Raw genomic sequence first — 12,261 nt, forward strand, 5'->3', positions numbered from 1 at the left:
AATTCCACTATGTAAAATCGTGTAATTTCATTAAATTATGGTAAACTAAACGCAAGTAACTAAAGGTGGGTATAACATGTCAGTGATTAATTTATTAAATGAAACATTACAAAATAAATGGAAATTTGAAACAACGATGAAAGTACAGGATGAAATGATTCCTGCAATGCTTGAAGGAAAGGACGTTGTTGCAGAATCTCCAACAGGATCTGGAAAAACGTTAGCATATGTATTGCCGATTTTAAATAAAGTAAATGGGAGCAAAAAACAAACTCAAGCTTTAATCGTTGCCCCATCTCAAGAATTAGCAATGCAAATTGTAGAGGTTATTCGTGAATGGATAGCAGGAACAGATATCACTGTTCAGCAACTAATTGGAGGTGCCAACTCAGCACGCCAAATCGAAAAGCTGAAAAAGAAACCAACAATCGTGGTTGGTACACCTGGTCGTTTAAACGAACTTGCGAAAGCTAACAAGTTAAAACTTAAAGAAATTGAAACGGTAGTACTAGATGAATGTGATCAACTTTTAAGTCGTGAATATCGTGTGATTGTAAAATCATTTATCGAAGGTGCAGCTTACGGTCGCCAAGTAGTTGTAGTCTCTGCAACAATTACAGATGAAATCAAACTTGTGGCGAGTCGATTAATGTTTGAGCCAGTACACATCGAAATTAAACCTGAAGACATGGTGCAAGTAGGTAAAGTGGTGCATACATTTATCAAAGTGGATGAACGAGATAAAACAGATATGCTTCGTAGACTTGCTCACATTGAAGGTTTGCGCGGTTTAGCCTTTGTTAACAATATCGACCAAGTATTAATGAAAGAGTCAAAGTTAAAATATAAAGATGCAAAAGTTGTGACATTACATTCTGACATGAAAAAAGAAGAACGCAAAAAAGCGTTAGATGCTTTCCGTAAAGGTGAGGCAACAATTTTAATTGCAACAGATATCGCTGCTCGTGGATTAGACATTGAAGGATTAACACATGTTATCCATGTTGATGCACCTCATACGATTGAACAATATACACATCGTTCTGGCCGTACAGGGCGCGCTGGTGCAGATGGTGAAGTATTAACACTTCTTTCATATCGCGATGAAAAAACGTATAAAAAGTTAACACGCGAAATGGGTGTAAAAACAATTCAAAAAGTTTGGTATCAAGGAAAATTAGTTGAAGGAAATTCAAAAACTGTTTCGCAAAAGAGAGGGAAATAAGATGACGTTTGAAGAAAAGCTAGAACAATACGCCGAACTTGCAGTAAAAGTTGGCGTTAACATACAAAAAGGTCAATACTTATTAATTAATACTTCAACAGATACATTGGATTTTACTCGAATTGTGGTGAAAAAAGCTTATGAGGCTGGTGCAGGGAGAGTTCAAGTAAACTTATCTGACCCGGTGTTTACTCGTGCCTTTTATGAATTAGGGGCAGAAGAGGAATTTAGTAAGTACCCAAAATGGATTGTTGCCCAACGCGATGAATTAATCGAACGTAAAGGTGCACTTTTATGGATTGACGCGGAAGATCCAGACCTATTAGCAGGTATTCAAAGTTCAAGAATTTCTGCACAAACAAAGGCAGCTGGAGAAGCATTAGTACGTTATCGTAAAGCTGTAATGAATGACGATATCGCATGGTCCATTATTGCAGTACCTTCACAAAAATGGGCGGCGAAAGTTTTCCCTGATTTACCTGAAAATGAACAAGTAAATGCACTTTGGGAAGCAATTTTCCAAACGGTTCGTATTGGTGATGGCGATGCAGTTGAGAAATGGCGTAAACATGTAGAGAATTTAGAAAGTCGTGCTAAGCAGTTAAATGAAAAGAAATATTCCAAACTACACTATAAAGCGCCTGGAACAGATTTAACAATTGAACTTCCTGAAAAACATCTGTGGGTATCTGGTAGTAGTAAAACTCCAGAAGGTACGACATTTATTGCAAATATGCCGACTGAAGAAGTATTTACATTGCCTTGTAAATATGGTGTAAATGGAGTTGTTCGTAATACAAAGCCATTAGTATATCAAGGGAATATCATTGATGGTTTCTCTCTTACATTTGAAAAAGGAAAAATTGTAAAAGCTGAGGCTGAGGTAGGAAATGAGCTGTTACAAGATTTAATTGCAAATGATGAAGGATCCTCTTATTTAGGGGAAGTGGCATTAGTACCACATCAGTCTCCAATTTCATCATCTGGTATTCTTTATTACAACACATTATTTGACGAAAATGCTTCAAACCATCTAGCTATTGGTGAAGCATATCCAACTTGTTTTGAAGGTGGCCGTGAATTACAGGAAGGCCAGCTAGAAGCACTGGGAATTAACACATCCATTACCCACGAAGACTTTATGATTGGTAGCGCGGAAATGGATATTGACGGCATTTTACCAGATGGAACAGAGGAACCGATTTTCCGAAAAGGGAACTGGGCGTTTTGATATTGTGTAAAAACCCACCACGATTTTGTGGTGGGTTTTTAGATTTTGGCGGACTGGCGAAACTGGTCCGAATTGACAAATAACTAAATTGGCAAATAATCAGTCCAAATCAGCAAATACCCAACGCAAACTGGCAAATAACCAATTCAAATCGGCAAATACCCGACCCAAAAAAGCAAATAAACCCCACCAAAAAACAAATAACGAATATTTGTTCGTAAAATTATCACGATTCATAGCGAAAGATGTTATAATGGAGAAAATGATTTGGAAGGGTGTTGTATTTGAAAATATTCCATACCGCTGATTGGCATTTAGGAAAGCTTGTGCAAGGTGTTTATATGACGGAAGATCAACGCCATGTTCTACATCAATTTTTGCAAGCCATTGATGAAGAGAAGCCCGATGTCGTCATCATCGCTGGAGATTTATATGACCGTTCATTACCTCCAGTAGATGCTGTAGATTTATTGGATGAAATATTAGCTGAAATTGTTTTAAAACGTAAAGTTCCTGTTTTAAGTATTGCAGGAAACCACGATAGTCCTACTCGCTTACAGTTTGGAAGCAAGCTCATGAAAGAAAGTGGATTACATATTATCGGAGAACTCCACGCCAACTTGCAGCCAATCCTGTTACATGATGAATTTGGAGAAGTTCATTTCCACTTAGTCCCATTTGCAGAACCATCAACTGTTAAACATTTATTTAATGACGATTCCATTAACACCTATGACGATGCAATGAAAAAAATAATTGAGACCATCGAAGAAAAGATGGACAAGTCAAAACGACATGTATTCATTGGACATGCTTTCATTACACCCCATGGAGACAAGGAAGAAAATACGAGTGATTCAGAACGTCCTTTAGCAATTGGGGGATCAGAATGTGTTAGTGCACAATATTTCAAGTCATTCCATTACACAGCGCTAGGTCACTTACATAAGGCGCATTATGTATTAAATGAAACAATCCGTTATTCAGGATCCCCTTTAAAATATTCGGCTTCAGAGGCGGATCATGAGAAAGGATTCCTAATTGTAGACATGGATCAAGATGGACAAGTATCGATTACAAAACGACCGTTTATTCCAAGAAGAGACTTACGCATCGTAGAAGGTAATATACAAGAAATTTTAAAACATGAAGTTAGTGAAGATTATGTTTTCGTTCGTTTAACAGATTTAACTCCAGTTATTGGTGCAATGGAGCAAATTCGAACAGTTTATCCAAATGCAATGCATGTTGAGCGTAAAGCACTTCCTAAGCTTGAAAGTACCGAAAATGAAGGACAAGTTCGCCGTGAACAGATGGATGATAAAAGTTTATTCCATGCTTTTTATAAGGAAATTGTAGGAAGTGAGCCGACAGAAATTCAGCTTCAGCTTTTTGAAGAAGTACTTCAAGACATGTTATCAGAAGAACGCGAATCAAATGAGGTGGTCGTTAAATGAAACCAATAAAATTAACTATGCGTGCTTTTGGACCTTATAAAAATGAAGAGATTATTGACTTTACAGAGCTTAAAAATAATCGACTATTTGTAATTTCTGGATCAACTGGAGCGGGTAAAACGACTATATTTGATGGAATTTGTTTTGCTTTATATGGCTACGGTAGTGGGCAAGACAGAAAAGATACAAAAATGCTTCGAAGCGATTTTGCAGAAGACAACATCCATACCGCTGTTGAACTAGTTTTTGATATTCATAATAAAACTTATCGTGTATTGCGTCAGTTGTCCCATGTGAAAGAAGGTCGTAAAAATGCAACGGGTGAAAAATACGAGTTGTTCGAAATTCAAAATGGACAAGAAGTTCCTGTTGTAGAACGTCAGCGAGTGACGGATATTAACAAAAAACTTGAAGAAATTATCGGGCTCACATATGACCAATTCAACCAAATTGTCATGTTACCTCAAGGGGAATTTCGTAAACTTTTAACCTCTCAATCTGATAATAAAGAAGCTATTTTACGTAAAATTTTTAAGACGGATCGATACGGTGAAATGGCACAAAAACTGGAAGAGAAGAAAAAGCAAGCTGAACAACAGTTAAATGAAGCAAGGGCATTAAAAAATAGTATCATTGCTCAAATTTCGGGGGCATTACCTAAGCGTGAATCATTATTATTTTCTTTATTAGATCAACATTCGAACATATATCAACTCCAAGACGGTCTAGATGAAGAAATTAAATTTTATCAACAGAAGATGAAAGAGGATAAAAAGCAATACGAAGAGGCGCTTAATAAATATAACGAGAAATATGAGCTTTATGTGGCAAACAAAGCGATGAATGATCGTTTAGATGCCTATGAAAAAAAGCGTTTTAATCTTCAGGAGATGGAACAACAAAAGCCACAATTTGACCAAATGAAAAAGGATTATGAAGCGGCGATTCGTGCAAGTAAAATTGAGCCATTAAACAAACGATGCCATGAAATAAACGAAGAAAAGCAACTCCAACAACGTCGATTAGAACAAATAGCTAATCAATTAAAGCAAGCTCAATCTGATCTATTAAAGGCAAAGAAAGTTTACGAAATAGAGTTAACAAAACAGAACGAACGGGATGCCGCAACCAAAGAAGTAATTGAATTGGAAAAATTGTTACCTCTGTATGAACAGATCGAAAAACAAACGCAAGTAGTCTATTTAATCACAAAGAAATACAATGAGGCGAAATCTAATCTTCAACAGGCTGAAGTCCAACTAGAAGAAGGTCGATACCAACTATTAAATTTAAACGGACAAGTGGAGCAGCTTGAAGGAAAAGTTCAAAATTTAAATGAGACAATGGAGCAACAACGTTATTTACGCGAAGTTGTTCAAACCTTTACAAAGTACAATGAACATTTATCACGTCATCGAACATTAACTGAGCAGTTCGAGACGATTTCAACGGAGTATGAAAATGCAAGAGACCTCTATAATCAGGAAGAAATGAAATGGCTAAGTAATCAAGCAGCACTTCTTGCGGCTAATTTAGTTCCTGGTTCACCTTGCCCTGTATGTGGAAGCACAGACCACAAAACTGTGAATCGTGAGCATATGGATCTTATCGATGAACAAGCATTAAAGAATTTAAAGTCGAATCTTTCTCAAATTGAGCAAATGAAATATAATGCTCAGGCGAATCTAAACGCAAGCTTTATGCAAACGAAACAATTTGAAGAGTCTTTAGAAAACTTACATGCACCGATTCATGAACAAAATCAATACTTCCAACAATTTAATGATGTAAACAACCGTGTTCTACAGTTACAAAAAGATGCAGAACAACTTGCTCATTTAAAAACGCAGTTAAAACAGTTGAAAATTTCGCACGAAAAACAAGATGAAAATCGTAAACAGCTGGAACAAAACTATCAAATCATCAATGAGCAGCTAGTTCAACAACGTACGATTTTAGAACAGCAACGTCTTTCTATTCCGAGTCATTTGCAAGAACTTATCCAATTGCAACAAGCACTAAAAGAAGCAAAGAAACATCGTGATGTATTATATCAAGCATGGGAATCTGCACAGAAAAATCTGCAAACTGTCGAGAAGTCTGTGGTTTCCAATGAAGAGGCATATAATTACATTAACCAAACTCTACAACAATTAGAAGAAAATTTAAAAACTGCAAAAGAGCAGTTAGTTGTAACAATAAAAGAAAATGGGTTTGATGGTTACTCGCAATTTATTGCAGCCATTCGTTCTGAACAGGAAATTCAACAACTTCAGGAAAGCTACATGGCATTTTCCAATGAACTTCATTCCTTAACAACTCAAGTACAAGAAGAACGTCAACAATTAAAAGGTATAGAGAAAGTAGATTTATCACAGGCACAAGAACAATTAAATGAATTAAAAACATGTTATGAAAATGCGTTGCAAACTCTTAATCTGACGAAAGAGTATGAAAGACATGCAATTGATTTTTCAGACAGGTTAGATCGTGTAGCTGTTGAAATTCATCAATTAGAGGAAGTATCAGCTCAAATTATTGATTTATATAATTTATTACGGGGGCAAAACAGTAAAAAAATCTCCTTTGAACGATATGTACAAATGGGGTATTTGGAGCAAATAACGGAAGCTGCAAATATTCGATTGAGAAATTTATCAAATGGTCAGTACTATTTACAATGTTCAGACAGACAAGAATCCCACGGACGTCAAAGTGGTTTAAGTCTTGATGTATATGATACGTATACTGGGCAATCACGTGATGTAAAATCCCTTTCCGGTGGCGAGAAATTTAATGCTTCACTATGTCTTGCCCTGGGTATGGCGGATGTGATACAAAGCTTCCAAGGAAGTGTACAAATTGATACGATGTTTATTGATGAAGGATTCGGTTCACTAGACGAAGAATCCCTCATGAAAGCAATCGATACTTTGATTGATCTTCAAAAATCTGGACGAATGATTGGGGTCATTTCCCACGTAAATGAACTAAAAGCTGCTATGCCAGCTATTTTAGAAGTGGTGAAATTAAAAGAGGGGTATAGTAGGACAAAAATTACTCTTAAATAATAAAACTGCACTCTGATTATGGAGTGCAGTTTTTAAGCTTTTAAAACTCGAACAGCCTGAATCAAATTCCAAATTAATAAAATGATTGTTATAAGGAAATAAATTGCCATAAAAATAAATAAACTAATAACGAATCCATTCATTATTTCAGTACTAGTAACGCTAAAAATCCCGAATATCCCAAATATGCCGAGTAGCATTCCGATAACAACAGGAATCAAATGCGAAATAAATGCACGTTTCGCATGATATTTTACTTCATTGTTATTTATTACAAGATAAACGATTAAAGGCAGTAAGAAAGGTGCAAACAATAAACTAACATAGCAAAGTGCAGAAATGATTTTATTATTATCCATTAAATTCTCTCCTTACTTCCAATATAATACATATACGGAATTTTATTCAGTTTAGTTTCAAAAAAACTAAATTCTAGTTGAAAAATAAAGAGTTTCTGATAAAATGAGATTGTTCAAACAATTAAAGAAGATGTATTACCACAAGGGGAGCTGATGAAGTCAGCTGAGATTGTGCACGTATTGCACTAACTCTTTGAACCTGTAAGTTAGCACTTGCGTAGGGATGTGGATAGAAACCGAACCCATACATGGCGTCAGGATCTGTCCTGATGTCATTTTTTTATGCTTTTAGTATGAACTATAAGCATAGGGAGAAACTACATAACGATTTCTATTCCTTCTCAAATGTTCTACATCGGAATAAGGAGAGGAGACTTGTTATGAACAAATCAAAATTACTAATGCTTGTGGAAATTGCTATCTTTGCAGCAGTTGGATTAGTGTTAGATAAAATTTCTTTTTCACTTTGGGCTCAAGGTGGTTCTATTAGCTTTGTAATGCTACCTATTTTAGTTATTGCTGTTCGTTGGGGGCTTTCTGCCGGACTAGTCACAGGGCTTTTAATTGGTGTATTACAAATGGCTTTAGGAGCATATATTCTTCACTGGGCACAGGCATTACTAGATTATGTAGTTGCATTTACTGTAGTTGGTTTAGCAGGATTATTCCGTCATCAAATTGTTGAAGCGGCGAATAACCTTAATAAGAAGAAAATTAGTTTATATATTGTTCTGGGTATTGTAATCGGTGGTTTATTACGTTACGCTGCCCATGCTCTTGCTGGTGCGATATTCTTTGCAGAGTACGCAGGTGATCAAAATGTTTGGGTTTACACACTAATCTATAATGGTTCTTATATGATTCCAGCTATTATTTTAACTGCGATTGTCGGCTCATTTATTTTCTCATCAGCTCCAAGATTATTAAAAACAGCAGTATAAAATTTTCTATAAGTCGATTTGCATTTTGTTGATGCAAATCGACTTTTTTTGAGCACATTAAGACTAAAATAATTTTTAGGTGGGAGTTGCAGGACAAATCGAAGAAAAAATAAATCATAAACGTAAAATTCCATCAGTATCGTATAGTTTCTTTTCCAAATCCTCATCTCACTAACTTATCCACAAAATACACTTTGTAAAACGGAATGGACCAACATAAGCTTACGAATATGATATAGTATAAATGAAATGATATAGGGAAGGATCGTTATCGATGATAGTTAATACAAGTGAAGAATTAGAAGCGTTAAAAAAAATTGGTCGCATTTGTGCTGAAATTCGTGATGCGATGAAAGCAGCTACAAAACCAGGTGTAACAACAAAAGAGTTAGATGAAATTGCAGGTCGTATGTTTGCTGAAAAGGGTGCGATTTCTGGTCCAAAAGGCGAATATGATTTTCCTGGATATACTTGCATCAGTGTAAATCATGAAGTGGCTCATGGAATTCCTGGTAGCCGTGTAATTGAAGAAGGGGATCTTGTGAACATTGATGTTTCAGGTTCTTTAGATGGTTATTTTGCTGATACAGGTATTTCTTTTGTTGTAGGAGATGGCTATGAAGCAAAGGAAAAACTTTGTGCTGTGGCTAAATCAGCCTTTGATCGTGCAATGACAAAAGTTAAAGCAGGATCAAAACTAAACCAAATTGGTAAAGCCGTGGAACGTGAAGCAAGAGATCATGGCTTAACGGTAATCATGAACTTAACTGGACATGGTGTAGGTCGATCTTTACATGAAAAACCAGATCACGTACTCAACTATTACGATGCATGGGATTCTACAATTTTAAAAGATGGTATGGTTTTAGCTGTAGAGCCATTCATTTCTGAAAAGGCAGAGCATATTGTTGAATCAGGCGATGGTTGGACATTTATTACGCCAGACAAATCATTAGTCGCTCAAATTGAACATACAATCGTTGTAACGAAAAACAAACCAATTATCCTTACGCAAATTGAAGACTAACTTAAAAAATCCTGTACGCTTTTTTAAACTTTAGCGTGCAGGATTTTTTTTCATAAAGAATATTCCAGCAATCATTACACCACTTAGGAAAAGGGCTGCGGTTGATACTAACAATTCATCAAAGCCGTTTGCAATTACAATACCAATATAACACCAAATAAAGATAATAGGGAAAATAATATCGTAATAATGGTAACGTAAATGAAGTGCAATTGCAGTGCCAACTGTCATCACTATAACAGCCCAAAGTGCATTACTTAAACCAAAGCCTTCCCAACCATAATATACCAATATGTAGCAAAACTGTAGAATAAATAAGTAAGTAGACCAACCAAAATAGATTGCAACTGGTATTCGAATACGTAACATTTCATTTTTTAAAGGATACGTTAAATAAAGTGCAAACATAAGTAATAATTGAATGAAAAATAAAATTAATGATTGCAAAAAGTATTCATAGTGCCAGCAGATAAGGTTACTGATCTGCAGCAGCATAACACATGAAATAAAAATAGTTTGAAGATTTGTTATCGATTTTTCAGTATTACGTAATGACCAATATTTGTTAGCCCATAGGAAAAGAAATATGAACACAATAAGCCATAAATAGTAGACGTAATTTGCTGGTGCAAATAAAAGTGGTAAACGATTTATGATGTCAATTGTTGATTTCCCATTAAACTTAAGCAAATATGCTTGGAGGGTAAAATACATGGTAATTGTTAGGGAAAACAAGATGATGAATAACCGAGTCATATATTCCTCTCCTTTCTATAAAATTATATACATATAAAATGTTTTCAACAACAAATACCAATAACATACAAATTTTTGTAAAATAAAAGAAACGAATAGGAGTGATACCAATGAAAAAAATTGAACAAATTGATTTGAATGTTACACTCGAGAAAAAGGAATATAAAAAGAAGTTAAAGAAACTCCAATTTGAAATGTTGAATATACAGCAGTTCTTATATAATAACAAAATTGGACTCATTCTTGTATTTGAAGGAATGGATGCTGCAGGTAAAGGTGGGGCAATCAAGCGTTTAACCCAAAGACTCGATCCAAGAGGATTAGTTGTGCACCCAATTTCTGCACCACAATACCACGAAAAAAGATACCATTATTTACACCGCTTTTGGCGTAAGTTGCCTCAACGTGGACAAGTAGCAATCTTTGATCGTTCTTGGTATGGCCGTGTACTAGTAGAGAGAATTGAAGGTTTTGCTACAGATGATGAATGGATGAGAGCATATGATGAGATTAATTCTTTCGAAAAAACATTAACGGATGATGATTTTATTATTATTAAATTTTGGATTCATGTAGATGAACAAGAGCAGCTGAATCGTTTTAAAGAACGTGAGACAAATCCTTATAAAATGTGGAAACTCACGGATGAGGATTGGCGTAATCGTGAGAAGTTTGATGATTATATTGAATGCGCAAACGACATGTTTAACATGACGGATACTAAAAATGCGCCATGGTTTTTAGTTTCTGGAAATAATAAGCATTATGCACGCATACAAGTATTAAAAGAAACAATTAAACAAATTAAAAAAGAAGCGAAAAGAAGAGGTTTAACTATCTCTGATACAGGTAATGAAATATAAAAGGGACTTGAATAAAAATCTAGAATTTGTAAACAATGGGGAAATTGAGTGAAATGTATCTAGTTATAAAATAATTAGAAGGGCACAGGGCTATTATGGTAAAAAGACTTTTGAATCTATTACATAAAAAGGGTGATCGAGTGGTAAGGCTAGAGGGGGAGCGTTTGTTACTAAGAACTTTTGTGGAATCTGATGCACGTAGCTTAGCAGAGCTAATGCGAAATAATCGGATTTTTTGGGCAACACATGAGCCGATGCATGAAGATGAATTTTATACAGAGGAAGCACAGTTCAAAAAAATTTTAGAAAGTATGCATTTGTTGCGGGCAAATAGAGAATACTCTTTTGGCATTTACCCAAAAGGAAGCAATAAACTAATTGGTCATATTTCTCTATATGCGATAAAAAGACTACCATACAATAGTGCATTTATTGGTTATTCTGTGGATGAAAGATATACAAGAAAAGGAATTGCAACAGAAGCAGTAAATGAAGTCGTTAAATTTGGATTTAATGTAGTAAAGCTGCACCGTATTGAAGCCTATGTATCACCTAAAAATTATGGCTCTATCAAAGTACTAGAAAATGCAGACTTTGTTCGAGAAGGATTATTAAGAGAACTTCTATACATTAATGGTTCTTGGGAAGATCATTTTCTATATTCATTGTTACGTGAAGATTGTAGATATTTATAAAAATAACCGGGCTCTTTTAATAAGAGACCGGTCTGTTTTTTCTTATTCTTCAGTATTTTGTGACGATAAAAATGCATTTCCATCCGTAAGTAAATCAAGTTTACCAGTGCTTGGGTCCATTACTAAACCGTGAACTGGTGTTGACTTTGGCATAAGTGGATGTTTTCGAATAATTTCGACACTTTTTAATACACTTGTAGAAACATCCCCGAACCCGTGTAACCAATCTATTAAATCAACGCCTGAGTATTTAACAATATTGATGATATCTTCGTTTACACCACGTTCAATCATATGTTCAATCATTTTCTCAGGGTCTATTGCACTCATACCACAATCATGATGCCCAATAACATAAATTTCATCTGCCTGTAATTCATATACTGCCACAAGTAAACTACGCATGATGGCTCCAAATGGGTGACTGACTTGAGCACCAGCACTTTTTACTATTTTTACATCCCCATTACGCATATTCATCGCTTTTGGTAATAACTCAACTAATCGAGCATCCATACAAGTTAATATAACAATTTTTTTATCTGGAAACTTAGATGTTATGTATGGCTCATATTGTTTGAATTTTACGAAGGATTCGTTAAAACTTAATATTTCGTCTAATGAAGATGTCATTAT

The 12,261-nt window shown here is 35.2% G+C and carries 11 protein-coding genes and 1 riboswitch; of the genes, 8 read left to right on the top strand and 3 right to left on the bottom strand.

Going from position 1 to position 12,261, the window contains the following annotated elements:
- Nucleotides 1-76 precede the first annotated feature (76 nt).
- The 4 genes from D8M03_RS03195 (at nucleotide 77) to D8M03_RS03210 (ending at nucleotide 6,984) form a co-directional block, all read left to right on the top strand.
- Nucleotides 77-1,225 carry a DEAD/DEAH box helicase gene (locus tag D8M03_RS03195; protein WP_121213227.1) on the top strand — a complete coding sequence of 383 codons (1,149 nt, stop codon included), beginning with the start codon at nucleotides 77-79 and terminating at the stop codon, nucleotides 1,223-1,225.
- 1 nt (nucleotide 1,226) lies between these two features.
- Nucleotides 1,227-2,456 (top strand): aminopeptidase, encoded by a 1,230-nt coding sequence (locus D8M03_RS03200; protein ID WP_121213228.1) that lies wholly within the window; start codon nucleotides 1,227-1,229, stop codon nucleotides 2,454-2,456.
- A 284-nt stretch (nucleotides 2,457-2,740) separates the two neighbouring features.
- Nucleotides 2,741-3,913 (top strand): exonuclease SbcCD subunit D, encoded by a 1,173-nt coding sequence (locus tag D8M03_RS03205; protein WP_121213229.1) that lies wholly within the window; start codon nucleotides 2,741-2,743, stop codon nucleotides 3,911-3,913.
- Nucleotides 3,910-6,984: an SbcC/MukB-like Walker B domain-containing protein gene (locus tag D8M03_RS03210; protein WP_121213230.1), complete on the top strand. Its 3,075-nt coding sequence runs from the start codon at nucleotides 3,910-3,912 to the stop codon at nucleotides 6,982-6,984. The genes D8M03_RS03205 and D8M03_RS03210 overlap by 4 nt, the downstream gene beginning before the upstream one ends.
- Before the next feature lie 32 nt (nucleotides 6,985-7,016).
- Here D8M03_RS03210 and D8M03_RS03215 read toward each other — a convergent pair whose 3' ends face one another.
- Nucleotides 7,017-7,343 carry a magnetosome magnetite crystal formation protein family gene (locus D8M03_RS03215; protein ID WP_121213231.1) on the bottom strand — a complete coding sequence of 109 codons (327 nt, stop codon included), beginning with the start codon at nucleotides 7,341-7,343 and terminating at the stop codon, nucleotides 7,017-7,019.
- A 133-nt stretch (nucleotides 7,344-7,476) separates the two neighbouring features.
- Nucleotides 7,477-7,584: riboswitch (TPP riboswitch) on the top strand.
- Between the two features lie 139 nt (nucleotides 7,585-7,723).
- On the opposite strand from D8M03_RS03215, the gene thiT reads away from it, so the two are divergent.
- A complete protein-coding gene (gene thiT, locus D8M03_RS03220; RefSeq protein WP_121213232.1) occupies nucleotides 7,724-8,284 on the top strand; it encodes an energy-coupled thiamine transporter ThiT in 561 nt (186 codons plus the stop codon).
- Between the two features lie 274 nt (nucleotides 8,285-8,558).
- Entirely contained in the window at nucleotides 8,559-9,311 is a 753-nt protein-coding gene (gene map / locus D8M03_RS03225) for a type I methionyl aminopeptidase (RefSeq protein ID WP_121213233.1), read from the top strand.
- Nucleotides 9,312-9,341: 30 nt separating this feature from the next.
- On the opposite strand, the gene D8M03_RS03230 is transcribed toward map, so the two are convergent.
- On the bottom strand, nucleotides 9,342-10,067 hold the full coding sequence (locus D8M03_RS03230) for a hypothetical protein (RefSeq protein WP_121213234.1): 726 nt from the start codon (nucleotides 10,065-10,067) through the stop codon (nucleotides 9,342-9,344).
- Nucleotides 10,068-10,177: 110 nt separating this feature from the next.
- On the opposite strand from D8M03_RS03230, the gene D8M03_RS03235 reads away from it, so the two are divergent.
- Together D8M03_RS03235 and D8M03_RS03240 are read left to right on the top strand one after the other, a co-directional pair.
- A complete protein-coding gene (locus tag D8M03_RS03235; RefSeq protein ID WP_121213235.1) occupies nucleotides 10,178-10,930 on the top strand; it encodes a polyphosphate kinase 2 family protein in 753 nt (250 codons plus the stop codon).
- A gap of 95 nt (nucleotides 10,931-11,025) precedes the next feature.
- A complete protein-coding gene (locus tag D8M03_RS03240; protein WP_211330856.1) occupies nucleotides 11,026-11,625 on the top strand; it encodes a GNAT family N-acetyltransferase in 600 nt (199 codons plus the stop codon).
- Between the two features lie 42 nt (nucleotides 11,626-11,667).
- On the opposite strand, the gene D8M03_RS03245 is transcribed toward D8M03_RS03240, so the two are convergent.
- Nucleotides 11,668-12,258 carry a beta-class carbonic anhydrase gene (locus tag D8M03_RS03245; RefSeq protein WP_121213236.1) on the bottom strand — a complete coding sequence of 197 codons (591 nt, stop codon included), beginning with the start codon at nucleotides 12,256-12,258 and terminating at the stop codon, nucleotides 11,668-11,670.
- Nucleotides 12,259-12,261 lie beyond the last annotated feature (3 nt).

The sequence above is a fragment of the Ureibacillus endophyticus genome (assembly GCF_003628435.1).
Lineage (GTDB): Bacteria > Bacillota > Bacilli > Bacillales_A > Planococcaceae > Ureibacillus > Ureibacillus endophyticus.